This window comes from Ruegeria sediminis, from assembly GCF_005938215.1.
GTDB lineage: Bacteria > Pseudomonadota > Alphaproteobacteria > Rhodobacterales > Rhodobacteraceae > Ruegeria > Ruegeria sediminis.
Map to the genome: position 1 here is coordinate 147410 of NZ_VCPD01000003.1, position 25708 is coordinate 173117.

Genomic DNA, 25708 nt, shown 5'->3' on the forward strand with positions numbered 1-25708 from the left:
GCGGCCCCGCGCAGTTCCAAGTTGCTCGGGCGCCTACATGCACCGAAACCGGGCGGAAATCCAGACGGGCCGCCGCGCGTTCCGGCGGCCCTGCCTCCTCATCCCTTCGGCGTGTACCAGATCGGAGAGGTATAGGCGCGCTCGGTCGTGGTCATCGGCACCATGTCGTCCATCTGCACGTTGAACCGTTTGGCCTCGTAGGCGGTCCACCGCGGCGTCGGAATCTCGATCACGCGGACATAGTAGAAGGCGCGCTGGTCCGGGTCGAAGTCCGGGTCCTGCCACACGGTCAGAAGCTCCGGCGCGCCGATGGTGTTGGTCCAGGTGGCGTTGGCCACGTCCACCGTGTCGCCGACCGGTGGCAGCTTGCCGTCGTCGCCCGGCTGGCGGTCGCCGCTCCAGGCCACGTCGTAGACCTTCTCGCCGCGGGTGCCGTCCGCGTTCAGCCAGCCCTTGATCACCTGCACCCGGTCTAGATTGCCGCTGTACGGATCCTTGAGCGCCGCGATCAGGAAATTCGGCGCCCCGTCACCGGTCCGCGCCGGCAGGTCGGCCCCCATCGGAACCCCCTTGGCATAGCCGATGTCGCCGGGCAGCCGCGCCAGCGCGTCCTGTTCGGCAAAGTCCCAGCCGCCGAAGAACCGCACCATGATGCGCGACCCGGTGGTGGCATAGACCTCGCGCCGTTCCAGCGCGTCAAAGATGGCCTCGCGGGTGTTCTCGGTCGCCCAGACGGCCGCATACCCGCCCGAAGCCTGCTTCCACCCGTAGATCGAAAACTCCGGGTCCGGCGCCTCGATCACCAGGTGTTCCCAGCGATGAGGCTCGGGTTCGACGCCCGAGTGCTTGCCGAAGAAATTGTCCTCTTCGACCGCGGTCATGCCGGTATGCGCGTCGGTCGAACCGATCTGGCCCACCTTGTAGGGGTTGACGCCCAGCTGCTCTTCCAGCAGCAGCCCGGTCTTCAGCGCCTCGCGGGTGTACTCGTATTGCAGCATGTCCTGGGTCTTGGCCTCGGTGCCGTTCAGGTTCGAGGCATCCCAGGTGTCGAAATCCGCGAACTCGTCATCCGGGCTGAGGAAGGGATGCGCCTCGCTGTCGCCCTTGATCTGCGTCGTCTCGATCACCGGCTCGAAGCGCGCGCGCAGCCGGGCCAGGTCCTCGGTGAGGGGCGTGCCGTCGAAATTGGAGACCGAGTACAGCCGGCCGTTCGACAGGTTCCCGTTGTGCGGAATCGCCAGGACGTCGCTGCCGCTGCGCTCCTCGAAATCGGCAAGATGCGCCCAAAGGTCTTCCGGGTTCTTGCTGTCGTATTGCGAGAACGGCACCACGTGATCCGCGATCTCGGCGCCGCCCCGGAAGATCACGTTGCGATGGATGTTGTCGCCGCCTTCCGAGGTCCATTCATACCCGATCAGCGCGGTGAACACGCCGGGTTCGTTGTACTGGTCCGCCAGCGCCGTGTAATGCCGCCAGGCTTTCTTGGTCGCTTTCGGATTGTCGATCGGGGGCACGTCGCCCGACAGCGACGCCACGATCTCCATCGCGGTGTTGAACACGACGTCGTTGTCCCCGCTGGTCAGGGCGTCGTACCACGTCCTGCCCTGCTCGGTCGCCAGAATGTCCTGATCGCCCGCCAGCAGCTGCGGCATGAGGCCGTACATCTCGGAATGGTCCGAGATGACCAGCCAGTCCAGCGGCCGCCCCAGGCGCGCCCGCAGGCCGTGGGTGGTGGTGACCTCCTCGCCCCGCGCGAACCGGAACGCGTCCTCCTGGCTCAGGCGGGTCATGGTCCCGGCATCGACCGAGACCTGGGTGTGCAGGTGCGTGTCGCCCCACAAAAGCTTGGTCGGAAAGGTCCGCCCCGCATAGGGCGAGAAGTGGTCCGAGGTGAATTTCTCCGCCACGTCCTCCTTGTTGGGCAGCATATCCTGCACCTGCGCCAGGGCCCCGGTGGCAATGGACCCCAGAAGAACCGCGCCCAGCAGGGCGCCGGCGCGCGACGTAAAACAAGTCATGACAATCTCCCCATCGACAAAAAATTCGTCATCCGGCCCCAAGTTCCGGCCGATGGGACATCATAGACGATTTTGGCCCGCCTGCGGGGATTTACGGAGCAAAATGAAAACGGGGTCCCGAAGGACCCCGTTCAAACGCTTGCCAAGGTGTCGCCAAGACTTACTATTCGGCGCTCTCGACTTCGGCTTCTTCTTCGCCCTCGACGGCTTCGATTGCCTCTTCTGCGCCTTCCTCTTCCTCGTCTTCCGAGGCCAGGCCCGACGGAGCCGAGATGTTGGCGATCACGAAGTCGCGGTCGATGGTCGGCTTGATGCCGGCCGGCAGATCGACGGACGAGATGGTCGCCACGTCACCGATGTTCATGCCGGACAGATCGACGGTGATCTTCTCCGGGATTTCGCCGGCGACGCAGACCAGTTCGACCTCGGGACGGACGACGGTCAGAACGCCGCCCTTCTTGATGCCGGGGGCCGCGCCCTCGTTGATGAACTCGACCGGGATGAACAGCGCGATCTTGGTCGACCGGCGCAGGCGCATCAGGTCCAGGTGCGTGGGCAGGTCCTTGACCACGTCCCGCTGCACGTTGCGGCAGATCACGCGCACGTCCTCGTGGCCTTCGACCTTGAGGTTGAAGAGCGTCGATTTGAACCGGCCCGCCTTCAGCATTTTCAACAGCCTGTTGAACGGGATGTTGATCGGCAGCGGGTCTTTCTCGCCACCATAAACGATGCCCGGAACCAAGCCGTCGCGGCGTGCCTGACGAGCGGCGCCCTTGCCTGTCCCCGTCCGTTCCAGAGCTACGAGATCAGGAATCTCACCAGCCATGTTAATTCTCCAATGTTAGGGCAGGGTGCCTCCAAGGCTGTCACCCCGCGTGAAGCGCTGCCCATACAGCGGATCGGCGCAATTGAAAAGGGAGATTCGTGATTCCCCGCCACTTTGTCCGGCGCCGGGCCGCGATCACACCGCCATCGGCCGCAGATACCCCCCCGCCGCCTTCAGATCCGCGAACAGCGCGAACTCCGCGGCCCTGGCCTGACGCAGCTCCTGTTCGACCTCGGGCGACAGCGGCGTCAGCTTGAAGGGCGAGACGTTGCGGATCGGAAAGGCCACCTCCTCCCCGAACCTGTCCGAGAAGAAGTCCGCGATCCGCTCATGCTCGTCATAGTCGAACAGGTGATGCACGGCGACGGTCCGGTCCCGCAGGGTCAGAAAGGCGTATTGGCTGCCGATGGCGGCAAGGGGCAGTTTCGGGGTGCGGATCACCGCCAGCACGAAGTCGTCGAAACTCATCCCCGACGTGCTTTCGGCGTGCTCCCTGGGCGACAGGCGCGCCCGGTACCGGTACCAGCTGCGCAGCTGCTCGACCGGGTCGCGCATCACCGCCACCCGCTCGGGCCGGGCGCCGCAGAACCGCGCCAGGAACGGCGCCACCCGGTTATGGAACTGCGCGGCGTTCACGTGCTTGCGCGAATTGGCGAACACGATGTCCGCATGTCTTTTCAGGCGGGTCTCGATGGCGGTGGTGCCGGTTTTCGGCACCGCCAGAAACGCCAGGTTCTGCTTCAGATAGACTTGCACGACGGGCGGCCTCGGGTCCTTTTCGGCGGACTATCCTGCGGATTCGCCGCCATGTCAAAACCCGCAGGTCCGGACCGTCTGACCGGCCCGCGCCGTCACGCCTGCCAGCGGCCGCCGAAATCCTCCGGCACCAGCAGGTTGTGGCGGCCCAGATCGGCGACGTTCTTCTCGCCGCACAGCGCCATCGTGGTGTCCAGCTCCTTGCGGATGACCTCCAGCGCCGTGGTCACGCCCTTCTGCCCCATCGCGCCCAGGCCATAGACGAAGGCCCGCCCGATATAGGTGCCCTTCGCGCCCAGGGCCAGCGCCTTGAGCACGTCCTGGCCCGAGCGGATGCCGCTGTCGAGATGCACCTCGACCTCGCTGCCGACCGCGTCCATGATCTCGGGCAGCACCCGGATCGAACTCAGCGCGCCGTCCAGCTGGCGGCCGCCGTGGTTCGAGACGACGATGGCGTCGGCGCCCAGCTTGGCGGCCATCTTGGCGTCGTCGGCATCCAGAATGCCCTTCAGGATCACCTTGCCGTCCCACAGCTCCATAAGCTTCTCGACCTTGCCCCAGTCCAGCGAGGGGTCGAACTGCTCGGCGGTCCAGGCGCCCAGCGACGAGGCGTCGGAAATGCCCTGCACATGCCCCACGATATTGCCGAATTCGCGCCGCTTGGCCCCCAGCATCTCGATGCCCCAGGCCCATTTGGTCATCAGGTTGGCGATCGTCCTGACGGTCAGCTTGGGCGGGGCCGACAGGCCGTTCTTCAGATCCTTGTGGCGCTGCCCCAGGATCTGCAGGTCCAGCGTGATCACCAGCGCCGAGCACCCGGCGTCCTTGGCGCGCTGGATCAGGCGGCGGATGTAGTCCTCGTCCTTCATTGTGTAAAGCTGGAACCAGAACGGCTTCGCGGTGGCCTCGGCCACGTCCTCGATCGAGTTGATCGACATGGTCGAAAGCGTAAACGGCACGCCGAATTCCTCGGCCGCCTTCGCCGCCTTGATCTCGCCGTCGGCATGCTGCATCCCGGTCAGCCCGACAGGGGCCAGCGCCACCGGCATCGCCACATCCTGCCCGATCATCTGCGAGGCGGTCGAACGGCCCGACATGTCCACCGCGACCCGCTGGCGCAGGCGGATCTGCTCGAAATCCGAGGTGTTCTCGCGAAAGGTCTGCTCGGTCCAGCTGCCGCTTTCCGCATAGTCGAAGAACATGCGCGGCACGCGGCGTTCGTAGATGCGCTTGAGGTCCTGGATGTTGGTGATCACTGGCATGTGCGGCGGCTCCTGCGACTTTGGTTAGATTTCTTTACCAATTAATCCCGCCCGGCGCAATGCGCGCATGACGCCGCACCCGCAGACCCGCGCCGGCACGAAAAACCCCGGCAGCCGTTCAGGGCTTGCCTGGGCCATGTCCGATCGCTCCTGCCGCGTCAGGCGGAATGCGCGCCCTCCGCCAGCCCTCTGACAAAGTCCAGAACCTCGGCCACCGGCTTGCCGGCGCCGATCTTGCCGACGATGGCCGAACCGACAACTGCGCCGTCGGCGACGCTCGCGATGGCGCGGGACTTCTCGGGCGAGTTGATGCCGAACCCCACGATCACCGGCAAGTCGGTCACCGCCTTGATCCGCGCCACCTCCGGCGCGACGTCCACCGCCTGCGCCTCGGCGGCGCCGGTGATGCCGGTGATCGACACGTAATAGACGAAGCCCGAGGTGTTCTGCATCACCCGCGGCAGCCGCTTGTCATCGGTGGTCGGTGTGGCCAGGCGGATGAAGTTCAGCCCGGCCTTCTGTGCCGGCAGACACAGTTCCTCGTCCTCTTCGGGCGGCAGGTCCACCACGATCAGCCCGTCGATCCCGGCGGCCCTGGCCTTGTCCAGGAACCGATCCACGCCGCAGCTGTAGATCGGGTTGTAATAGCCCATCAGCACGATGGGCGTGCTGTCATCCGTCTCGCGAAAGCTGCGGGCCAGTTCCAGCGTCCGGTCCAGCGTCATGCCGCCGTCCAGCGCCCGCTGCCCCGCCGCCTGGATCGTCGGCCCGTCCGCCATCGGATCGGTGAAGGGCAGGCCCAGTTCGATCACGTCGACCCCGGCCCCCGGCAGCCCCCGGACCACCTCCAGCGAGGTTTCATAGTCGGGATCCCCCGCCATGACGTAAGCGACAAAGGCTTTCTTTCCCTCGGCCTTCAGGGCGGCGAACTTGGCGTCGATACGGGTCATCGGATGTCCTTGCAATCGGGTTTCGGCCTGATGTGCAGAAACTCGGCCCGAAAATCAATCCCGCTGCGGACGGTGCGGCTCAGAAAGATCTGTGGAACCGCACCAGCGCCGTGTTCACGCCGGGATTGAATTCGTCGGTGCTGGCGTTGGAATGGTGGGTGACGGCAAAGGACAGGCGGTTGCCGCTGTCGAAGGCATAGCCGACCGCCAGCAGGCTGCGAATCTGGAAGCTGCCGCCAAGATCGTTCGCGGCGGTGCCGGCGTCGTAATAGCCCGGCATGACGCTGATCTCGGTGAACCAGCGGTTGCTGAAATCGTAGATCCCGTAAAGGCCCAGCCCGACGTGGAAATCGCTGGCCGCGTCCACCGACGCCACCGCGCCCCAGCCGGCGCTGAAATGCGTGGCCTGGTGAAACGGCCTGTGCTGGTATTCCAGCGAGATGACGGCCTCGTCCTCGCCCTGGTCGTGCGAATAGTCGGCATAGCCCGCGCCGAAGATCACGGTTTGGGCCTGCGCGACCGAGGCGCCAGCCAGAATTGCGAGTGAAGCTAACAGGAATTTCATCGTTACCTATCTTCCGTTGGTTCGGGTCGGAACATTAACTGGTTATCACGACGCGGGTTTTCAGTGTCAATGACCGCACATTCTTCTCACGAATGTGTTGCATGTCAAAAGGGATGCGCCGCCGGCGCGCGGAATGCCAGCTTGCGCATCGCGCGCGACCTGCCTAGAAGCGGCGCTCGAATGGCATCAGGAGACCGTCATGGGCATCAAAATGGGAATCGTGGGTCTGCCGAACGTGGGCAAATCGACCCTGTTCAACGCGCTGACCAAGACGGCTGCGGCGCAGGCGGCCAATTTCCCCTTCTGCACGATCGAACCCAACGTGGGCGACGTGGCGGTCCCCGATGCGCGTCTGCAGAAGCTGGCGGCGATCGCCAAGTCGCGCCAGGTCATTCCCACCCGCATGACCTTCGTGGACATCGCCGGCCTGGTGAAGGGCGCGTCCAAGGGCGAGGGGCTGGGCAACCAGTTCCTGGCCAACATCCGCGAAGTTGACGCCATCGCCCATGTCCTGCGCTGCTTCGAGGACGGCGACGTGACCCATGTCGAGGGCCGCGTCGACCCCGTCGCCGACGCCGAGACCATCGAGACCGAGCTGATGCTGGCCGATCTCGAAAGCATCGAAAAGCGCCGCGCCAACCTGGTGCGCAAGCTCAAGGGCAACGACAAGGAGGCGCAGCAGCAGGAGCGTCTGCTGGCCGCCGCGCAGGCGATGCTGGAATCCGGCAACCCCGCCCGCATGGTCCAGGTCAGCGACGAGGACGCCCGCGCCTGGAAGATGCTGCAGCTGCTGACGACCAAGCCGGTTCTCTATGTCTGCAACGTGGCCGAGGAAGACGCCGCCCAAGGCAACGAACATTCGGCGCGCGTGGCCGAGATGGCCGCCGCGCAGGGCAACGCCCACGTCATCATCAGCGCCCGCATCGAGGAAGAGATCAGCCTGCTCGACGCCGACGAGGCGCAGATGTTCCTGGAAGAAATGGGCCTCAGCGAACCCGGCCTCGACCGACTGATCCGGGCGGGATACGACCTGCTCAAGCTGGAAACCTATTTCACCGTCGGCCCGAAAGAGGCGCGCGCCTGGACCATCCGCACCGGCACCGCAGCGCCGCAGGCGGCGGGCGTGATCCACGGCGATTTCGAAAAGGGCTTCATCCGCGCCGAAACCATCGCCTATCACGACTTCGTCGCGTGCAACGGCGAACAGGGCGCCAAGGAAGCCGGCAAGATGCGGTCCGAAGGCAAGAGCTACGTCGTCAAGGACGGCGACGTGATGCACTTCCTCTTCAACACCTGACCGCTCTCAGCGCCGGCCCGACTCGAAGTTGCGCTCGACCGGTCCGCCGTATTCGATCCTGGTGCGCTTGCTGTAGGAACGCCCGCCCTGGCGCTCGGGGTCATGCGGCCAGTTGGACCAGTAGGGATTGTCGTCGGTCTTGGTCGCGGCGGCAGGTTCCTTGGCCGGTTACCCGGCCGCGCTTTCATCGGCGGCGGCGATCTGGGGCAGGCTCAGGAACGCGGCGGCCAGGATTGCGGGTGGTACAAATCGAAACATCGCTCTTTCCGCTCCTGTACAAGTCGGAGGATTCCGGCCCCGGACAGGACCGCCGCCAGCCTCGCCGCATTCCCGCGGCCTGGCAAATGAACTTGCATCACCGCTGGGTGATCGGCGTTTGGCACGGCTTTTTCGGGGGCTTCCGCAGGCGCCGCGGCACGCTATGCTAGCGCATCGGAACCCCTGCGCCGAGGCCTCCAAGTGTTTGAAATCCGTGACCTTCAACTGCTGAACGCCCTGGCGCGCCACCGCCATTTCGCCAAGGCCGCCGAGGAATGCGGCATCTCGCAACCCGCCTTTTCCATGCGGATCCGCAACCTGGAAGACCGCTTGGGCGTGTCCATCGTCCGCCGCGCCAACCGCTTCCAGGGCCTGACCGAAGAGGGCGAAATGATCGTCCGCCGCGCCCGCCGCATCCTCGACGACACCAAGGCGCTGGAACAGGAAGTCTTGGCCTCGCGCGGCGAAATCTCGGGCACGCTGATCCTGGGCGTTATCCCCACCGCCGTAGCCTTTACCGGCCGCCTGATCAAAAGACTGCAGGCCGCCCATCCCCGCATCCTGAGCCGCATCGAAACGATGTCGGCCACCGCGATCCAGCACCGGCTCGACGAGGGCAGCATCGATGCGGGCGTGACCTACGGCGACAGCATCGGCACCGACCTGCGCCATGTCCATCCGCTCTACGAGGAAACCTATGTGCTGCTGGTTCCCGAACACATGACCGAGGAAACCGGCCCGATACCTTGGGCGCGGGTCGCCGAATTCCCCATCAGCCTGCTGGAACCGCAGATGCAGAACCGGCGCATATTGGACCGGATTTTTGCGGAATTGGGGCTACATCCCGACGTAGTGGCCGAAACCAGCGGGTTCACCGCCTCGATGGTCATGGCCTGCGAAGGGCTTGCGGCGACGGTCGTGCCGCGTGTTCTGATGCGGGCGCTGGGCAATCTGGATGGGACGCGGGTGCTGCCTTTGACGGATCCCGAAGTCAGCAAGCCAATCTGCCTGGCGACCCTGACACGCGACCCGGAACTGCCGACGATCGACGCCTTGCGCCGGGTGGTGACGTCTTTGCGGTGATAAACAGTCGTTATCGTGCGATTGGATTTTGCGATTTGACGATATGGTCCGCTGATGAAAGACGGAAGCCTCAAGCGGAGGGCATCATGGCACCATTGGACACCAAGCCATCGGACGACCGGAAGGGCGTCTGGAAGTCAGGTAAAGGCAAGGGGCGTCGCACGCCCAAGGGGCGGCAATTCACCGACGAGGCGCTGGCCGAAGTGCAGCGCCTGTTGGGCGACCGTCCGCGCCGCCGCGACCTGTTGATCGAATTCCTGCATCTGATCCAGGATGCCCATGGCCACCTGTCCGCCGAACACATCTGCGCGCTGGCCGCCGAGATGAAGGTCGGTCAGGCCGAGGTCTACGAAACCGCAACCTTCTATGCCCATTTCGACGTGGTGAAAGAGGACGAGGTGCCGCCGCCCGCGCTGACCATCCGCGTCTGCGATTCGCTCAGCTGCGAGATGGCCGGCGCCCAGCAACTGAAGAAGGCGCTGGAAGACGGCCTTGATCCCGCCAAGGTCCGCGTGCTGCGCGCGCCCTGCATGGGCCGTTGCGACACTGCCCCGGTGCTGGAAATCGGGCACAACCATATCGACCATGCCACCCCGGAAAAGGTGCAGGCCGCCATCGCGGCGGGCGACACACACGCCCATCTCCCCGATTACGAGACCTTCGCCAGCTATGCCGCAGACGGCGGCTACGAGACGCTGAGATCCCTCCGCCAGAGCGGCGAATGGGAAGAGGTTCAGGAAAAGATCCTCGCATCGGGCCTGCGCGGGCTTGGCGGCGCCGGGTTCCCGTCGGGCAGGAAATGGGGCTTCGTCCGCATGAACGAGGGGCCGCGCTACCTTGCCGTGAACGGCGACGAGGGCGAGCCGGGCACCTTCAAGGACCGCTACTACCTTGAACGCACGCCGCATGTCTTTCTCGAAGGCATGCTGATCGCCGCCTGGGCGGTCGAAGCCGAGACCTGCTTCATCTACATGCGCGACGAATACCCGGCGGTGCTGGAAATTCTTGCAGCCGAGATCGCGGCGCTGGAAAAGGCCGGGATCGTCGAGCCGGGATATATCGACCTGCGCCGCGGCGCGGGCGCATATATCTGCGGCGAAGAAAGCGCGATGATCGAGTCGATCGAAGGCAAGCGCGGCCTGCCGCGCCACCGCCCGCCCTTCGTGGCGCAGGTGGGGGTCTTTGGCCGCCCGACCTTGGTGCACAACGTGGAAACCCTCTACTGGGTCTCAAAGATCTGCCGGGAAGGCCCGGAGATCCTCAATTCGGTCGAAAAGAATGGTCGCAAGGGCCTGCGCAGCTACTCGGTCTCGGGCCGGGTCGCCAAGCCGGGCGTCTACCTGCTGCCTGCGGGATCGACCATTCTTGATGTGATTGATGCGGCCGGGGGCATGGCCGAGGGCCATGCGTTCAAGGCGTATCAACCGGGCGGGCCGTCGTCAGGTCTTCTCCCCTCCAGTATAGACGACGTCCCGCTCGACTTTGACACGCTGCAACCGCTGGGCACCTTCATCGGGTCCGCCGCGGTCGTGGTATTGTCGGATCAGGACACGGCGCGCGGCGCGGCGCTGAACATGCTGCGGTTCTTCGAGGACGAAAGCTGCGGCCAGTGCACGCCCTGCCGGGCCGGCTGCGAAAAGGCCGTCAAGCTGATGGAGGCCGACCGCTGGGATACCGACCTGCTCGAGGACCTGTGCCAGGTGATGGCCGATGCCTCGATCTGCGGACTGGGGCAGGCGGCGCCGAACCCGATCCGGCTGGTGATGAAACACTTCTCGGAGGAAATCTAATTGGCGCTTGTAACCCAGTTTGAGCGGGACGAGCGCGAATTTCGATCGCTCCATCCCACCCAAGTCGTATGCAAGTATCTGGTTTCCGAGAGCGGCGGAAAAAAGGTTCTACAACTCAACACCTACGGGTCGGCTGAAAGAGATATGCCTGATAAACTAAGCCAGACCCTGCAATTCGACGAAAACTCCGCACGCCAGCTTCTGGCAATCCTGAATAAGGAATTCGGAAATGCTTGACGCAAGCGAAACCAAGACTGTCACCTTCAGCCTGAACGGCGAAGAGGTCACCGTGCCCGAGGGCTGGACCATTTGGGAGGCGGCCAACGGGCGTGGTCTGGTGATCCCGCATCTCTGCCACAAGCCCGAGCCGGGTTATCGCCCCGACGGCAACTGCCGCGCCTGCATGGTCGAGGTGGAGGGCGAGCGCACGCTGGTCGCCTCGTGCATCCGTCCGGTGGCCGAAGGGATGAAGGTCAAGACCGATACCGACCGGGCCGAGAAATCCCGCGCCATGGTGATGGAACTGCTGGTGGCGGATCAGCCCGAGGTGGCCCACGACTCCTCTTCGCATTTCTGGGACATGGCCCGGCTGAACGATGTCTCGACAAGCCGCTTCCCGGCCAGGGAGGCCGAGAGCGTTCCGCTGCTCGACGCGTCCCACGTTGCGATGCGCGTAAACCTCGATGCCTGCATCAACTGCAACCTCTGCGTCCGCGCCTGCCGCGATGTTCAGGTCAATGACGTGATCGGCATGTCCTATCGCGGGCATCTGGCCAAGGTGACCTTCGACCAGGACGACCCGATGGGCGCCTCGACCTGCGTCGCCTGCGGCGAATGCGTTCAGGCCTGCCCGACCGGCGCCCTGATGCCCGCGACGGTGCTGGACGAGAGCCAGGCCGGCGACAGCAAGGATTTCGACCGCGAGGTCGAAAGCGTCTGCCCGTTCTGCGGCGTCGGCTGCCAGTTGTCCTTCAAGATCAAGGACAACAAGATCAAGTACGTGACCGGCGTCGATGGCCCGGCCAACGAAAACCGCCTGTGCGTCAAGGGCCGCTTCGGGTTCGACTATATCGACCACCCGCATCGCCTGACCAAGCCGCTGATCCGCAAGGAGGGCGCGCCCAAGGGGCTGAACGTCGATCCGGGCAACGTGCACACCCACTTCCGCGAGGCGAGCTGGGAAGAAGCATTGGATTTCGCCGCCAAGGGTCTGGCCGATCTGCGCGCCCGAAAGGGAACCTATGTCGCGGGCTTCGGCTCGGCCAAGTGCTCGAACGAAGAAGCCTATCTGTTCCAGAAGCTTATCCGTCAGGGCTTTGGTCACAACAACGTCGACCATTGCACCCGGCTGTGCCATGCCTCCTCGGTTTCGGCCCTGATCGAAAACGTGGGCTCGGGCGCGGTGACAGCGACCTTCAACGAGATCGAGAACGCGGATGTGGCCATCGTCATCGGCTGCAACCCGATCGAAAACCATCCCGTCGCGGCGACCTATTTCAAGCAGTTCGCCAAGCGCGGCGGCAAGCTGATCGTCTGCGATCCGCGCGGTGTCGGTCTGGGCAAGTTCGCCAGCCACCGCCTGCTGTTCAAACCCGGCGGCGACGTGTCGATGCTGAACGCGATGATGAATGTCATCGTCACCGAAGAGCTGTACGACGCCGAGTACATCGCGCAGTTCACCGAGAACTGGGAAGAGATGAAGGCGCATCTGGCCGAGTACACGCCCGAGAAGATGGCGCCGATCTGCGGCATCGAACCCGAGGTTCTGCGCGACGCGGCCCGTACCTTCGCCAAGGGCAAGGCCGGGATGATCTTTTGGGGCATGGGCGTCAGCCAGCATATCCACGGCACCGACAACTCGCGCTGCCTGATCTCGCTGGCGCTGATGACCGGCAATGTCGGCAAGCCCGGCGCCGGCCTGCACCCGCTGCGCGGGCAGAACAACGTGCAGGGCGCCTCTGACGCGGGCCTGATCCCGATGTTCCTGCCGGACTACCAGTCGGTGACCGACGATGGCGTGCGGTCGGCCTTCACCTCGGTGTGGAACAGCCCGGACTTCTCGAACCAGAAGGGCCTGACCGTTGTCGAGATCATGGAAGCGATCCATGCCGGCGACATCAAGGGCATGTATATCCTGGGCGAGAACCCGGCGATGTCCGACCCGGACGTGGACCATGCCCGCGCCGCGCTGGCGATGCTGGATCACCTGGTGGTGCAGGACATTTTCCTGACCGAGACGGCAAACTATGCCGACGTCATTCTGCCAGCTTCGGCCTGGGCGGAAAAGACCGGCACAGTGACCAATACCAACCGCCAGGTGCAGATGGGCCGTCCCGCGGTCACGCCTCCGGGCGAGGCGAGGGAGGATTGGTGGATCGAGGTGGAACTGGCCAAGAGGCTCGGCCTCGACTGGTCCTACACCCACCCGAAGGAGGTGTTCGCCGAGATGAAGCTCAACATGGGCTCGCTCGACAACATCACCTGGGAACGTCTGGAATCCGAGGCGGTGACCTATCCGTCGCTCTCGCCCGAGGATCCGGGGCAGGCGATCGTGTTCGGCGACGGCTTCCCGCGCGCCAGCAAGCGCGCCCGCTTCACACCGGCCAAGATCATCGATCCCGACGAGCGGCCCGATACGGAATATCCCTTCGTCCTGATCACCGGCCGCCAGTTGGAGCATTGGCACACCGGCTCGATGACCCGCCGTTCGAATGTTCTGGACGCGGTCGAGCCCGAGGCGAACTGTTCGATGAACCCCGCCACGCTGCGCCGCATGGGGGTCGAGCCGGGCGACATGATCAAGCTGACCACGCGCCGCGGCTCGGTCGATGTCATGGTCCGCGCCGACCGGGCCATTGCCGAGGACAACGTGTTCCTGCCCTTCGCCTATGTAGAGGCGGCGGCGAACATCCTGACCAACTCGGCGCTGGATCCTTTCGGCAAGATCCCCGAGTTCAAATACGCGGCAGTTCGGGTCGAAAAGGCCGGCGAGGCGATCGCTGCGGAGTAAGCGACGGACTATGGACGTTCAAGGCGGCTCCTTCGGGGGCCGCTTTTTCTTTGCCGATAGGGCTGGACTTGCAGGGCAGGACGGGCACTCTGACCTTCAGTCAAAAGGGAGGGAACACAGATGACCCAGACGCCACCCGGCGGCCATGACGGCCCGTATCCGGCTCCGGTCGAGGTGCGGGGATTTACGGTGAAACCCGAATGGATCGACTACAACGGCCACATGAACGTGGGCTACTACGGCGTCGCCTTCGATCTGGCGCTGGAGGAGGTGATGGTCGAACACCTGGGCCTGGGAGGCGTACAAGTCGAGGCCACGGGCGAGGGCCCCTACATGATCCAGTCGCATCTGCATTTCCTGCGCGAGCTGCGCGAGGGCGAGCCATTCTACTATCGCCTGCGCCTGCTCGACGCCGACGGAAAGCGGGGCCACTATTTCGCCGAGATGTTTGCCGAGGCTGACGGTGCGCTCTGCGCGACGCAGGAGGGGCTTTTCATCAACGTCAGCCATGCAACCGGACGTTCGGCGCCCTACCCGGAATGGGCCGCGGCGCGTCTGGCGCGCATGGTCGAAGATCACAAGTCGCTCGAACCCGCGCCGCAGATCGGCCAGCCTATCGGCATCCGTCGAAAACAGGCCGGGGATCACCGGCCGATGGCATAGGCCTGCATCAGGCGCGGCGTCGCGGCCGCACGCAGCAACCCGTCCGGCGCTCTGCTGGCGGCAGTAAGCCTGCCGACGGTCCAGGGTTCGGCAAGTTCCACGTCATGTCCGCGCCTGCGCAGGTCCGCGATCACCGCCTCTCCGATTCCCGGTTCGATCATGAGATGCCCGGGGCGTGCCTCGCGCGGGTAGAACGAGCTTTGGAAATGGGCCGTGTGGAACAGGGGCGCGTCGATCGCCTGCTGCAGGTTCATGCGGCAGTGGATCAGCCGCAACAGGAAGATCAGTTGCCATTGATCCTGCTGATCGCCGCCCGGCGTTCCGAACGCCATTTCCACCCCGTCCGGGCTGCGGGCCATCGACGGCGACAGGGTGGTGCGCGGACGGCGGCCCGGCGCCAGCGATGTAGGCAGACCTTCGTCCAGCCAGAACATCTGCGCCCTGGTGTTGAGCGGCATTCCCAACCCCGGCACCACTGGCGAGGATTGCAGCCAGCCGCCCGACGGCGTCGCCGAGACCATGTTGCCCCAACGGTCGATCACGTCCACATGCACGGTGTCGCCACGCCTCTCGGCAAGATGCGCCATGGTGGGCTCTCCGGTGCCGATCTGCCCGCCGGTCACATAGGGCTCTGCCGCCCGGGCAATCGCCGCTTCCGCCCAATGCTCGCGCCCCGGCAGGCGGCCCGGCCATTGCTCGGTCGAGGCGGCCTCACCGATCAGCGTCCGCCGCTTTCCGGCGTAGTCCTGTGAAAGCAACTCTGCCATCGGGATGTCACTGTGTTCCGGGTCGCCGTAATAGGCTTCGCGGTCGGCGAAGCCGAGTTTCATGGCTTCGGTGACCAGATGAACGAAACCGGCGGCGTCGGCGGTATCCAGGTCGAAACCTTCAAGCAGGTTCAGCGATTGCAGCAGGGTGGGGCCTTGGGTCCAGGGGCCGCCCTTCCACACCGCCCAGCCGCGATACTCGCCCGCAATGGGCTGCTCGTAATGCGCCTGCCAGCCGGCCAGGTCGTGACCGGTCAGAACCCCTTTCCGCCGTTCGCCGGCGGCGTCCATCACGCAGGCGTCGCGCAGGTAGGTGTCGATCGCTTGGGCCACGAAACCCCGGTAGAATGCATCGCGCGCAGTATCGATCTGCGCAGCACGCTCTGGTGTTGCCTCGGCCTCGCGCAGCAACCGCTCCCAGGTCGCGGCCAGTTGCGGGTTGCGCATGAGTTGGCCCGGCTGAGGTGCGCGGCCCAGGGGCAGCCAGGTCTCGAACGAGGTCGGCCATTCGGTGCGAAAGAACTCCGCCAGCCCGGCAATGGTGTGTGCTACGCGCGGCAGGACGGGGTGGCCTTTCGCGGCATAGTGGATGGCGGGCTCCAGAATGTCGCGCAGCGGCAGCAAGCCGTGATCGCGCAGCACGAGCATCCAGGCATCGAAGGCGCCCGGAATGACGGTGGCCAGCAGGCCGGAGCCGGGAATTCGCCGGAGCCCTTCGCTGCGGTAGCGCGCGATGGTCGCGCCCGCAGGCGCGGTTCCCTGCCCGCAAACCATGATGGGTTCACCTGCGCCAGCCGGCCTGATCAGCATCGGCATGTCGCCCAGCGGGCCGTTCAGGTGCGGCTCCACCACATGCAACACGAAGCCCATGGCGGCGGCGGCGTCAAAAGCATTGCCACCCCGTTCCAGGATGCGCATGCCGACGGCGGATGCGATCCAGTGGGTAGAGGCGACGACGCCATAGGTTCCTGCGATTTCGGGACGTGTCGTAAAGGTCATGGCGGATCGTTTGCTGTTCGCGCCGATCCTGCATGCTTGCCAGAGAGGGTCAAGTCATGGGCGCTCAGCTTCGGCTAGTAGTCGCGCTCGTAGAATATGCCGAAACCGGTTTCGCCCTTGCTGTCCACCGTTCCCCGAACCGTGAACTTGTCGGTCAGGTCCAGATTCAGGTTCACTTCGGTTTCGCCTTCGGTGTTGACGGTCAGATCGGTGTAGATGTTCTCGCCCAGATAAGCCCCGACGCCGACGCGCCCAAGGCCATTGTCGTCCGCCCCGAGGTCGATCGTATCGACGCCGGTCGCGTCCCGGATCCCCTTGGTCGCGTCACCGCCTGCGCCGCTGAGTTCCGCCAGCGACGCCGCCATCTGCGCGATGACAAAGGGCGAAAGCTCGGAAAAACGGTTTCCGAACAGAAGCATGGCCAATGCTTCCTCCGGGGGGCGCTCCGGGTCAGAGGTGATCTCCACCTTGGGCGAATCCAATGGTCCCGCGATCTCGATGACGGCCGTGCCGTCCGATGTGCTGGCGGCGGATTCGAACTCGATATAAGGCGTCAGGTTGCCTTGAAGCGAGATGACACCCTTGGTCAGAGTCAGGCGGCGGCCAAGTATGTCCAGAACGCCGCGGATCAGATCGATCTGTCCGGATGGCGAAATGGATTTCGTGGTGCCCCCGACATGGATGCGTCCGCCCAGTTCCGCGTTCACCCCGCGGCCCCGGACGAAAACGGCCTTGGGTGCCAGCAGGCTCACGTCCAGCGAGATGCGCGAGGCTTCGCCGGATTTGCCTTCCTGTTCGACCAGGCCCGCCCGCTCGCGGGTGACGAGCACGGGTCCTGGTTCGTTGACATGGCGGATCGGAGGGATCGGCGCGGCCCCGACGGCTCCGGATGCAGCGGCCAGGTTGATGTTGGTTTCCCCGAAATCGATCTGCCCGGCAATCGCGCTGTTGCCCGCGAGGGGGCCGGACATCGTGACTTGCCCGTTCAGCGAAGTTTCGTAGAGCAGTTGATCGGTCAGGACGAGGTCGTTCAGTGCGACGGTGATCTGCCCGTTGAACGGCGGCTTGAGTTCGACCGGACCCGACACCGTGAAACTGCCGCCCGCGCGCATCCCGCCCTGCAGCGCCGCGGTCGCCGTGCCGTTGGCGAGGGTCACGTCGCCGCCGATCCCGGTGATCGTCTGACCGAGGTTGGGCAGTGCCATCGTCGTTCCAGACGTGGAAATCTTGCCGCTCAGCGCGTCAAGGCCGGGCTTGCCCTTCAACGCCATGTCGAACCGGGCGGTGCCGCTGATCTGGTTGGGTGATATGTACTTGTTCGCAATTCCAATGGCGACGGTGCCCTTGGCGCCAAGGTCGGCTTCGGAAGTGCTTTCATTGTAGGTACCCGCCACGGTGCCGTCGATCTGGGCCGGCCCTTTTGCGGTTGCATCTATCGTCCAGACCCCATTGTCGCGTTTCGCGTTTCCCTTGGCTTCGATGCTGCCCGGGAATTCAGGCGCGTAGCGTTCAAGCCTGTCCAGTCTTGCGTCGAAATCCAGGTCGGCGCTGCCATCGGATCCCACCGTGCCGGACAGGTCCGCAAAGGATGTGTCCGGCCCTTTCAGGCTTACGTGGCCTTGCAAACCGTTGTCGGCCGGAGAGACGCCTCCGCTCAGGACCAGCGGGCCTTTAGTCGTGGTGGAGATCCGCGACAGATCGTCGAGCGTGGCCGTGAATTTCAACTCGCCCGTGTCGCGGCTCAGTCGACCCTGCGCCGTCGCCGTAAGCGCGGTTCCGTCCAGCCTGAAGGTCCGGATCTGCAACCCGAGTTCACCATTTGCCGCATCCAGGTCGAGTGTCGTGCGCCCCTGGATCAGTTCGTCTATCTTGGCCAAGCCGGTTTCCAGATCTTCGGCATCCAGATCGGCGCGAATGTCGAAGGCTTGGGTCTGACGGGTTCCGCTGCCTTCGGCCGTAGCCTTTACCGAGCCGGCGATGTCCATGCCGGCGAGGCCCGAAAACAGGGACAGATCCGGCGCGTCGACTTCCGCCCGCCCTTCGACTGACAAGGCGCCATCGGGATCGGTGATGGTCGCCACCACATCCGCCTGCAGGGCGGCTCCATTCACCTTCGCGCTGCGGATCACGATCTGCTCGGCGGTGCGCGAGGCGTCCAGATGGATTTCCGTCTGCCCCGAAATAAGCGGGTCGATGTCGGCGCGACCGGTCTTCAGGTTCTGGCCGGTGATGTCGGCCGTGCCGTCGAAATCCAGTGTCTTGAGCGCGGCCTTGCCGTCGACCGAGGCTTGCGCGGCGCCGCCCAGATTCATCCTGGCCAATCCGGAAAATACTGAAAGGTCAGGCGCTTCGACCGTGGCCGTGCCGTCGACGGTCAGGTTTCCGTTCGGGCTGGTCACGACCGCGGCGGCCTGGGCCGTCAGGGCGGCGCCGTCGATGGCAAGCTCGCGAATGGTCAACCCGTCCGGCCCGCGTTTTGCGTCCAGCGATATCGTGGTCTCGCCGGCGATGAGCGGGTCGATGTCCGCCCTGCCGGTGGCCAGATTCCGGCCCGCGACGTCCAGCTTGCCGTCGAAACTGCCGGCAAGCGGAGAGCCGTTGCCCACCACCTTGGCGGACACGGACCCGGCCAGATCCATCTTTGCGAGGCCGGAAAAGCGTGACAGGTCCTTGGCGTCGAGCGACGCTGAGCCGTCGAGGTGAAATCCGCTCTCCAGCCCGTCGATCACGGCGTCGGCGTCGAGGACGTAGTCCGCGCCCACCAGTTCCAGACCCGTCACCTCGAGCGTCTGGTCGTCCCGCAACCCGAATTGGCTGTCCAGAGATATCCGGCGCCCCAGCGCGGAATCTAAAGCCGGGTCCGCCATTTTCAACCCGTCCAGCGCCGCCTGAAGGTCGCCGTCCAGCTGCAGCGCCGCGCCTTGCTGCAGAGTTCCCTGAGCGGTGAGCAAGGCCTGATCCAGTTGCATTTCGGGCGTCTTCAGATCGTCGGCTGTCAGGCTCAGATCCCAGATGTTGCCATTGGCCTGATCGAACAGGCCCGAAAGCTGAGCCGCACCGATCGTGGTTTGACCCCCGGGGACCGGAAGCACCACGGTTTCGCCTTGCGGCGGGGTGATGCGGGCCTGAAGCGCGGCCTTCTCGAGTTGGCCCCTGGCGAGGCTCAACTCACCTTCAAGCCGCAGGGCGTTTGAGGTCACGTCCAGTTCGGACAGTTCGACGCGACCCTCGGCACCGGCCCGGCCATCCACGTGGAGGCGCGTCTCCGTCCCGAAGAAAGTGTCGAGATCGTCGGCCAGGAACGGCGTCAAATCTCCGCCCAGATCGGCGGTAAAGGCGATCTCCTGCCCGGACCCGCCATCCGGGGCCGGTACCTCGCGCAGCCGGACCTGTCCGGCGACGCGTTGGGTATTCTCGGTGCTCAGCGAAATGTCGGCGGTGAAGTCTGTGACCGGCCCATCGCCCTTGGCCGTCAGTTGCAGCGAGGGTTGACCCGGGATCCTGAGCGCAGTCGAGATCAACCCGCCGGCATCCTCGATGACCTCCAGATCCAGACCGATCATGCTGTTTTCGTTCTCGAACCGTGCGGTCAGGTTGATCGTATCGCCGGGACGGTCCAGCCGGGTGACGTCGAGATGAGTGTCCAGCGCGCCATCGGCCAGGTCCAGCGCCCCGTCGACCTTGAGATCCGCGGCCACGCCGATCAGCGGCTTTCCGAGAACCAGATGGTCGACGCGCAATTCGCCGATCTCGATCGCCACCGGCAGTTCCGGCAGTTGGAACGGCTTTGCCTCGGCGGTCGGCAGCGGCTCTTCCGTCGTGGTGGGGCCGGGCGCCCGTTCGATGTTGATTTCCTCTGCGGTCAGCGCGTTCACCGAAAAGCGTCCGCGGATCAGGGCGAGCCGGTTCCAGTCAAGCACGGCATTGTCGATGGTCAGCCAAACGCCTTCATCGTCCGAGACCGCGATCTGCTCGATGGTGGCGCGCGCGCTCAACGCACCGCTCAGCCCCCTGACCGACACGGTACGTCCGTCCCCCGACAGGGTGTTCTGCAGGAAATCGACAAGCATTCCGCCGCTTTCCTCGGCCTGGTCCTGTGCTAGGACCGAAGGGCCGAGCGTCAGGCTGAGGATCGCCAAAGGATATGCAACCCGGCGTTTCAAAACGCTTGCCCTATCCCGATGTAGAATTGAAAGCCGTCGCCCGTATCCCCTTGCACCGGAAACGCCAGGTCCACGCGGAGCGGGCCGAAACCGCCCAGATCGTAGCGAACCCCAAGACCTGCGCCCGAGTGAAATTCGGCATCGGCGCCGATGAAGGACGAGGTGTCCACCGTGCCGAAGTCGTAGAACCCCACGAGCGACAGTTTTCCCGTCACGTGCCCGCGGACCTCGCCGGACAGGCCCAGAAAGGACCGGCCGCCGGCCACGCCGGTTCCGACCGGTATGCCCAGACTTTCGAAGGGCTGGCCGCGAACCGTTCCGGCGCCGCCCGAAAAGAACAAGAAATCCGGAGTGACCCCGTCCGGCGACGGACCAAGGACCGAGCCCAGCTGAACCCGCCCCGCGAGAACCAGGCGACCGCTGGCCACCGGGCTCCAGTAGCTGCGCCCGTCGAAAAACAGCCGCAGCCCGGAATCAGAGGCCGAAAAGCCCGCGAAGGGCATCACTTGTGCGTCAAGATAGTAGCCCCTTGTGGCGCTGACCTTGTTGTCGCGCTGATCCCATTCGGACCGGAAGGGGATGATTAGGTAGTTGAATTTTCGACCGCTGCCATAGGCGTCGTCCGCATCGGAAAAATACAGACCCGCATAGGCCTCGGCGTAGAGCCGGTCGGAAAACGTCCGCCTTGCACCATAGCCCGCCGAAGCGACCGAGACATTGTAATGCGTGGTGTTCCGCCGCTCGATATACGCGGTGTAGAACGTGCTGTCGTCGGGGCCAAGCCGGTCCGGCTGGTCCAGGCGCATTCCGAGCCGCCCGTCGATGTCTTCCGATCCGCCGATGTTCCGGATGGAGGCTTCGAACCGGAACCGTTGCGCGCGCCTGGCAACGTTGCGATGGGTCCAGGTGGTGCTGACGTCCAAACCCTCGCGCGACGATATCTCGACACCGAAGGTAAGGCGCCGTTTTGGCAGATCCTCGAACGTGGCGTCGAAATCAAGCGAGCCGTCGGGATTGGGGGTTTCATGTTCTACGATCGTCACGGAGTTGAACGTGCCGGTGCGGCGCAGCCGGGTGCCGACTTTTTTCAACTGCTCGGGGGAATAGACCTTACCTGTTGGAAATCCCGCGATTTTCCGGATGGAATCGTGGCGGACGTCGGTGCCGCCCTTGATGTGCATCTTGCCGAATGTCAGCCTGGGGCCGGGGCGCAGGTCTATCTGTGCGTCCAGCCGCGCCTGCGCGTGGCGCGCGGTGATCCTTTGACCGCCGACGTCGGCCTTGGCGTGCCCCACATCCTCCCAGGCCTGAACGCCGGTGCGGGCGGCGTCCTGAATGATGCCCGTCGTCGCCGGTTTTCCGGTCGCGAAACCCTCGGGCAACTGCGTTCCGGGGGCCAGGGGCGCGATGACTGCCGTGCCGAAAGTGAATGTAGGGCCCGTGTTCACGGTGATGACGGCGCGGTTGATCTGGCGCGGAAGTTCGAGCGTGTCGATGTCGGCGGCCTCGCGCCCATCCAGCCGGATGCTGACCGTGGGGCTGAAATAGCCCTCGTCATAGAGGATCTGAACCAGCGTTCGATAGTCGGAAACCGCGGCGGACAGGATTTCGATTGGCGTGTCGAGGCCCCGCGATTCCGAGGTCATGACCGACGAGGTCTCGGCCATTCGTTTTTGCAGCGCCGCCGGAGCGCCGGGCGCGGACAGCACGGTTTCAAGGGCCAGCGCGGCATTTGGCGCCAGGGCGGCAACGAGCGTGAAGAGCCAAGCCCTCACTATACTCTGCGGCCCGTCGAACGGCATGATACGGCTCCAGTCTGCCCCAACTCGAAATCGTTTTTGGCCGGCGAACAAGTCGCGGCTTTTCACCTATGAGTTAGAGCATCGGAGCCCGCGGATGAAAAGGGTTTTGACCTGCCGTCAGGCAATTCCGCGCCACTTTGTGTCGAGCGGAGGCGTTCCGGTCAACCGCCGGACATCAGGCGGGCGACGTCCAGCATCCGGGCCGAGAATCCCCATTCATTGTCGTACCACCCAAAGACCCGGACTTGACGGTCTCCGGTCATCCGGGTTTCGGGTCCCGCGATGATCAGCGACTCGGAACGGGCGCGCAGGTCCGAGGACACCAGCGGCAGGTCTGTCCAGCCAAGCACGGGTGACGCGGCGACCACCTTTCGCAGCTCATTGTCGAACACGTCTGCGCCCATGCCCCGTTCGAGCTGCACAACCAGATCCACCGCCGAAACGCTGGCGGTTGGCACCCTTACCGCCGCGCCGGAGATACGGCCCGCAAGATGCGGCAGAACGGCGTCGATCAAATGGGTCGCGCTGGATGTCGTAGGCACCATCGACAGGGCCCCCGCCCGCGACCGCGCCAGATCGCCCCGCGGGGCGTCCACCATGGGCTGGCTGTTGGTATAGCAATGGATGGTGGTCATATGCGCCGAGGCGATGCCGCCGATCGCGTCGATCGCCTTGGCCAGGGGCGCTAGCCCATTGGTGGTGCAGGAGGCGTTCGACACGATCCGCGCATTGCCCAGCTGATCCTCGTTCGCGCCCAGAACAATCGTGATCTCGGCGGCCGGTGAGGGGCCCGAAATAAGCACCTTGCCCGCCCCGGCGGTCAGGCCGCGGCTTGCCACGTCCGAGGTCCGAGCGACGCCGGTGCAATCGAGCAGAACGTCCACACCGGTCAGATCCACCCGCGCCAGATCGTGGCTGTGCGTGACCGGGATTGCCTGGTCATCGACCATCAGAACTTCGTTTCCGGCGGTAACCTCGCCGGGATACGGGCCGAACGTGCTGTCATATTTGAACAGGTAGGCGCATGTTTCGAGCGGCGCGATGTCGTTGATCTGCACCAGTTCGACACCCGACCCCTGCGGCAGCGAAAGAACCTGCCGCAGGATCGTGCGGCCGATGCGGCCGAATCCGTTGATCGCGAGTTTCATGCGCAAGCTATGGCAGGGTGTCTGACCGACCTCAATGCCCGTTCCTGCGCATGTGTCAGCCGCAGACGACCTGCGAAAAGAACTGGCCGGAAATGTTCTGATACATGCTGGACCGGATCACCCTGCACCCTGTCGCCTGCTGAATGGCGGCAATGGCCTGGATGGTGCGCAGGCGCGGCGGCGGGCCGAACGGGTTGAGGTTGTTGTTGTCGCGCGTCGCCCGGTAGATGACCGGCGCGTCGGACACTTTGGTCACTGCCCATGTGCGGCTCATGACGAAGACCGATCTGGTCTCTTCCTTGGCCACGGCTTGTGTCGTATCGACCGCCACAAGGGCGGCAAGCGCGGCAATCGCCGCCATCGTTCTGCGCAGTTTCATTGAACAATCTCCGACAAGTCTCAAAATCCTTGGCCTGATTTGAGCAAATTCCGAGCCTGCTGTGAAGCCCTGGCGCGAAAAAACACTGTCGCGGCGGGATCTTGGCCACTCAGCGGCGGGTCAGGGAAAGCGGCATGTGCCGGTTGACGTCCTTGTAGAGAAGGTAGCGGAAACGCCCCGGCCCGCCCGCATAGCAGGCTTGCGGGCAAAAGGCGCGCAGCCACATGTAGTCGCCCGCCTCGACCTCGACCCAATCCTGATTGAGCCGGTATACCGCCTTGCCTTCGAGAACGTATAGCCCGTGTTCCATCACGTGCGTCTCGGCAAAGGGGATCACGCCACCGGGTTCGAAGGTGACGATGGTGACGTGCATGTCGTGCCGCAGGTCGGCGGGATCGACAAAGCGCGTGGTGGCCCAGCGCCCTTCGGTTCCGGGCATCGGTGTCGGTGCGATGTCGCGTTCGTTGGCGATGACCGGGTCCGGCGCCGGCAAGCCCGGAACGGCCTCGTAGGCCTTGCGGATCCAGTGAAAGCGGGCCACCGGACCGGCGCGGTTGTGCAGGGTCCAGTCGCTGCCCGGCGGGACATAGGCGTATCCGCCCGTTTCGAGCACATGAATTGAGCCGCCGATCGTCAACGTCACGGCCCCCTCGACCACGAAGATCACGCCTTCGGCTTCGGGGTCGGTCTCGGGCCGGTCGCTGCCGCCTCCGGGCTGAATTTCCATTATGTATTGCGAAAAGGTTTCGGCAAAGCCGCTCAGCGGGCGGGACAGGACCCAGAGGCGGGTGCCCTCCCAGAAGGGCAGGAAGCTGGTCACGATGTCGCGCATGGTGCCTTTCGGGACAACCGCATAGGCTTCGGTGAACATGGCGCGGTCGGTCAGGAGTTGCTCCTGGCCCGGATGACCGCCTGTGGGGGCATAATAGGAAGGACGTTCCATCGGGATCCTCTGTTCGTTTCCGGGCAATATGAGCGCAAAGCCGGGGCGGTCCTAGCGGCGGTGTCCTGATAGGTTTGTTCGGGATATTTTGAAGATGGCGGCCGGGTTTGGACAAGCGGCCTACGGAGGGATATCGTTGACGAGACATGGATTTCGGTTTCGCGAGGCAGTCATGAAAGCTTGGGTATGCACGGTCCTGGTGACTGCGGCGCTGTTCTTTTCGGGATCGGAAGGGCAGGCCAAGCCACTGTCGCGAATGGTCGCGGAACTGGGGCTGAGCCCGGCGGATTTCGAGATGCAGAATGCGGCCGCAGCTTCGCTGTTTGCCAAGGGCCGGCCGCTAGTGGGGCAGGAGGCGTCATGGTCCAATCCGGACACCGGATCGAAGGGCACCGTTCGCGTTCGCGAGATGCAGGAAGATTGCGCGCATCTACAGCATTTCGTCGTGTCGGGAAAGACCGGCCAGACCCGCGAAATCCGCACGCGGCGATGCCTGGATGCCGGCGGCAACTGGATCCTGACGCCCTGAAGCCTGAGGTGCCGTCCCGCCGCCGATCCAATCGCTGCTTGAGCGAGCGCAATAATCGACTATGCAGATTCCATGCGCTCGCCTTGCCTGCTCTGGCGCAAGGAGAGGGAACAACCGCAGTTCAGGGGAAACAGGGACATGAAATACACGGAAGAACACGAGTGGCTCGAGGCCGACGGTGACGTGGTGACGGTGGGAATCACCGCTCATGCCGCGGAGCAGTTGGGCGACGTGGTATTTGTCGAACTGCCCGAAGTGGGCACCGAGGTAAGCAAGGACGACGAGATCGTGGTGATCGAGTCGGTCAAGGCCGCGTCCGACATTCTTGCCCCGCTGGATGGCGAGATCGTCGAGGTGAACGAGGTGCTGACCGACAACCCGGGACTGGTCAACGAGGATCCGACCGGCGACGCTTGGTTCTTCAAGATCAAGGTCACCGACATGTCGCCGATGGACGATTACATGGACGAAGCGGCCTACAACGAATTCATCGGATAGGG

20 protein-coding genes are annotated in these 25708 nt (G+C 64.5%); 8 read left to right on the forward strand and 12 right to left on the reverse strand.

Features of this window, described 5'->3' with window-relative positions; translation table 11 throughout:
• Positions 1-98: 98 nt before the first annotated feature.
• The 6 genes from FGK63_RS09230 to FGK63_RS09255 form a co-directional block, all read right to left on the reverse strand.
• Entirely contained in the window at positions 99-2018 is a 1920-nt protein-coding gene (locus tag FGK63_RS09230) for a DUF3604 domain-containing protein (protein WP_138841451.1), read from the reverse strand.
• A gap of 163 nt (positions 2019-2181) precedes the next feature.
• Positions 2182-2844, reverse strand: a complete 663-nt coding sequence (locus tag FGK63_RS09235) for a 50S ribosomal protein L25/general stress protein Ctc (RefSeq protein WP_138841453.1) — start codon at positions 2842-2844, stop codon at positions 2182-2184.
• Between the two features lie 135 nt (positions 2845-2979).
• The gene (locus FGK63_RS09240) at positions 2980-3600 is read right to left on the reverse strand and encodes a sulfotransferase family 2 domain-containing protein (protein WP_138841455.1); all 621 of its coding nucleotides are present in this window, start codon (positions 3598-3600) and stop codon (positions 2980-2982) included.
• A gap of 95 nt (positions 3601-3695) precedes the next feature.
• Positions 3696-4862: an alpha-hydroxy acid oxidase gene (locus FGK63_RS09245; protein WP_138841457.1), complete on the reverse strand. Its 1167-nt coding sequence runs from the start codon at positions 4860-4862 to the stop codon at positions 3696-3698.
• Between the two features lie 158 nt (positions 4863-5020).
• The gene (gene trpA, locus FGK63_RS09250; RefSeq protein WP_138841459.1) at positions 5021-5812 is read right to left on the reverse strand and encodes a tryptophan synthase subunit alpha; all 792 of its coding nucleotides are present in this window, start codon (positions 5810-5812) and stop codon (positions 5021-5023) included.
• A gap of 79 nt (positions 5813-5891) precedes the next feature.
• Positions 5892-6377: an acyloxyacyl hydrolase gene (locus tag FGK63_RS09255; RefSeq protein ID WP_138841461.1), complete on the reverse strand. Its 486-nt coding sequence runs from the start codon at positions 6375-6377 to the stop codon at positions 5892-5894.
• Between the two features lie 199 nt (positions 6378-6576).
• On the opposite strand from FGK63_RS09255, the gene ychF reads away from it, so the two are divergent.
• From ychF to FGK63_RS09285, 6 genes are all read left to right on the forward strand, one after another.
• Positions 6577-7674, forward strand: coding sequence for a redox-regulated ATPase YchF (ychF, locus tag FGK63_RS09260; RefSeq protein WP_138841463.1), 1098 nt, complete (start codon positions 6577-6579; stop codon positions 7672-7674).
• A 459-nt stretch (positions 7675-8133) separates the two neighbouring features.
• Positions 8134-9015: a LysR family transcriptional regulator gene (locus FGK63_RS09265; RefSeq protein ID WP_138841465.1), complete on the forward strand. Its 882-nt coding sequence runs from the start codon at positions 8134-8136 to the stop codon at positions 9013-9015.
• An 86-nt stretch (positions 9016-9101) separates the two neighbouring features.
• Positions 9102-10805: an NAD(P)H-dependent oxidoreductase subunit E gene (locus FGK63_RS09270; protein WP_138841467.1), complete on the forward strand. Its 1704-nt coding sequence runs from the start codon at positions 9102-9104 to the stop codon at positions 10803-10805.
• Positions 10806-11042 (forward strand): hypothetical protein, encoded by a 237-nt coding sequence (locus tag FGK63_RS09275; protein ID WP_138841469.1) that lies wholly within the window; start codon positions 10806-10808, stop codon positions 11040-11042.
• On the forward strand, positions 11035-13815 hold the full coding sequence (fdhF, locus tag FGK63_RS09280; protein WP_138841471.1) for a formate dehydrogenase subunit alpha: 2781 nt from the start codon (positions 11035-11037) through the stop codon (positions 13813-13815). Before FGK63_RS09275 ends, fdhF begins: the two co-directional genes overlap by 8 nt.
• 120 nt (positions 13816-13935) lie before the next feature.
• Positions 13936-14478, forward strand: a complete 543-nt coding sequence (locus tag FGK63_RS09285; RefSeq protein ID WP_138841473.1) for a thioesterase family protein — start codon at positions 13936-13938, stop codon at positions 14476-14478.
• Here the strand turns inward: FGK63_RS09285 and FGK63_RS09290 are convergent.
• The 6 genes from FGK63_RS09290 to FGK63_RS09315 all read right to left on the reverse strand — a co-directional run bounded on the left by FGK63_RS09290 (position 14460) and on the right by FGK63_RS09315 (position 24679).
• Complete coding sequence (locus FGK63_RS09290; protein ID WP_138841475.1) at positions 14460-16244, reverse strand: gamma-glutamyltransferase family protein; 1785 nt, start codon at positions 16242-16244, stop codon at positions 14460-14462. The two genes, FGK63_RS09285 and FGK63_RS09290, sit on opposite strands and share 19 nt — an antisense overlap.
• A gap of 74 nt (positions 16245-16318) precedes the next feature.
• A complete protein-coding gene (locus FGK63_RS09295; protein ID WP_246043991.1) occupies positions 16319-20407 on the reverse strand; it encodes a translocation/assembly module TamB domain-containing protein in 4089 nt (1362 codons plus the stop codon).
• Positions 20404-22182 (reverse strand): autotransporter assembly complex protein TamA, encoded by a 1779-nt coding sequence (locus FGK63_RS09300; RefSeq protein WP_342777323.1) that lies wholly within the window; start codon positions 22180-22182, stop codon positions 20404-20406. The genes FGK63_RS09295 and FGK63_RS09300 overlap by 4 nt, the downstream gene beginning before the upstream one ends.
• Positions 22183-22370: 188 nt before the next feature.
• A complete protein-coding gene (locus FGK63_RS09305; protein WP_138841479.1) occupies positions 22371-23357 on the reverse strand; it encodes a type I glyceraldehyde-3-phosphate dehydrogenase in 987 nt (328 codons plus the stop codon).
• A 55-nt stretch (positions 23358-23412) separates the two neighbouring features.
• Positions 23413-23736, reverse strand: a complete 324-nt coding sequence (locus tag FGK63_RS09310) for a hypothetical protein (protein WP_138841481.1) — start codon at positions 23734-23736, stop codon at positions 23413-23415.
• Positions 23737-23845: 109 nt separating this feature from the next.
• Positions 23846-24679 (reverse strand): bifunctional allantoicase/(S)-ureidoglycine aminohydrolase, encoded by an 834-nt coding sequence (locus tag FGK63_RS09315; RefSeq protein WP_138841483.1) that lies wholly within the window; start codon positions 24677-24679, stop codon positions 23846-23848.
• 172 nt (positions 24680-24851) lie between these two features.
• Between FGK63_RS09315 and FGK63_RS09320 the strand changes: the two genes are divergently transcribed.
• Both FGK63_RS09320 and gcvH read left to right on the forward strand, forming a co-directional pair.
• Positions 24852-25208, forward strand: coding sequence for a hypothetical protein (locus FGK63_RS09320; protein WP_138841485.1), 357 nt, complete (start codon positions 24852-24854; stop codon positions 25206-25208).
• A gap of 138 nt (positions 25209-25346) precedes the next feature.
• Positions 25347-25706, forward strand: coding sequence for a glycine cleavage system protein GcvH (gene gcvH, locus FGK63_RS09325; protein WP_138841487.1), 360 nt, complete (start codon positions 25347-25349; stop codon positions 25704-25706).
• Positions 25707-25708: the final 2 nt, after the last annotated feature.

Bases quoted from the DNA above. Each gene is read 5' to 3' on its own strand.
- trpA (WP_138841459.1), bottom strand. From the start codon at position 5,812: ATGACCCGTATCGACGCCAAGTTCGCCGCCCTGAAGGCCGAGGGAAAG.
- FGK63_RS09285 (WP_138841473.1), top strand. From the start codon at position 13,936: ATGACCCAGACGCCACCCGGCGGCCATGACGGCCCGTATCCGGCTCCG.
- fdhF (WP_138841471.1), top strand. From the start codon at position 11,035: ATGCTTGACGCAAGCGAAACCAAGACTGTCACCTTCAGCCTGAACGGC.
- FGK63_RS09290 (WP_138841475.1), bottom strand. From the start codon at position 16,244: ATGACCTTTACGACACGTCCCGAAATCGCAGGAACCTATGGCGTCGTC.
- FGK63_RS09230 (WP_138841451.1), bottom strand. From the start codon at position 2,018: ATGACTTGTTTTACGTCGCGCGCCGGCGCCCTGCTGGGCGCGGTTCTT.
- gcvH (WP_138841487.1), top strand. From the start codon at position 25,347: ATGAAATACACGGAAGAACACGAGTGGCTCGAGGCCGACGGTGACGTG.
- FGK63_RS09235 (WP_138841453.1), bottom strand. From the start codon at position 2,844: ATGGCTGGTGAGATTCCTGATCTCGTAGCTCTGGAACGGACGGGGACA.
- FGK63_RS09320 (WP_138841485.1), top strand. From the start codon at position 24,852: ATGAAAGCTTGGGTATGCACGGTCCTGGTGACTGCGGCGCTGTTCTTT.
- FGK63_RS09310 (WP_138841481.1), bottom strand. From the start codon at position 23,736: ATGAAACTGCGCAGAACGATGGCGGCGATTGCCGCGCTTGCCGCCCTT.
- ychF (WP_138841463.1), top strand. From the start codon at position 6,577: ATGGGCATCAAAATGGGAATCGTGGGTCTGCCGAACGTGGGCAAATCG.
- FGK63_RS09245 (WP_138841457.1), bottom strand. From the start codon at position 4,862: ATGCCAGTGATCACCAACATCCAGGACCTCAAGCGCATCTACGAACGC.
- FGK63_RS09270 (WP_138841467.1), top strand. From the start codon at position 9,102: ATGGCACCATTGGACACCAAGCCATCGGACGACCGGAAGGGCGTCTGG.
- FGK63_RS09255 (WP_138841461.1), bottom strand. From the start codon at position 6,377: ATGAAATTCCTGTTAGCTTCACTCGCAATTCTGGCTGGCGCCTCGGTC.
- FGK63_RS09305 (WP_138841479.1), bottom strand. From the start codon at position 23,357: ATGAAACTCGCGATCAACGGATTCGGCCGCATCGGCCGCACGATCCTG.
- FGK63_RS09315 (WP_138841483.1), bottom strand. From the start codon at position 24,679: ATGGAACGTCCTTCCTATTATGCCCCCACAGGCGGTCATCCGGGCCAG.